At 79.5% G+C, this 414-nt stretch carries 1 protein-coding gene; it reads right to left on the bottom strand.

The features are described from left to right. Positions 1 to 414, bottom strand: a 414-nt coding sequence (locus tag OO57_RS38030; RefSeq protein ID WP_033257501.1) for an HAD family hydrolase, incomplete at both ends; no start/stop codon positions are given.

The following is a 414-nucleotide window of genomic DNA, read 5'->3' as shown; positions in this document are numbered from 1 at the left end:
GGGGATGCCGACCTGGGCGGCGACGGATTGGGCGGCGGCGCGGTTGTCGCCGGTGAGCAGGAGGGGGCGCAGGCCCAGGGCGCGGAGTTCGGCGACGGCTCGGGCGCTGGTGGGCTTGACGGCGTCGGCGACCTCCAGGACGGCCCGGGCCGCGCCGTCCCAGCCGACCGCGACGGCGGTCCGTCCGGCCCGCTCGGCCGCGGTCTTGGCGGCGGCGAGGGCGGGGGGCAGGGGGGTGTCGAGCAGGGCGGCGCGTCCGGCCCGGACGGTGCGGCCGTCGATGGTGCCCTCGACGCCGAGGCCCGGGTGGCTGCGGAAGCCTTCGACGGGGGCGGGTGTGCCGAAGCGTTCCTGGGCGGCGGTGGCGACGGCTCGGGCGATGGGGTGTTCGGAGGCGTGTTCGAGGGCGCCGGC

It is taken from the genome of Kitasatospora phosalacinea (assembly GCF_000717185.1).
In the GTDB taxonomy this organism is placed as follows: domain Bacteria; phylum Actinomycetota; class Actinomycetes; order Streptomycetales; family Streptomycetaceae; genus Kitasatospora; species Kitasatospora phosalacinea_A.
The sequence above is the reverse complement of the archived record's forward strand: the minus strand, read 5'-3'. Positions and strand labels throughout refer to the sequence as shown.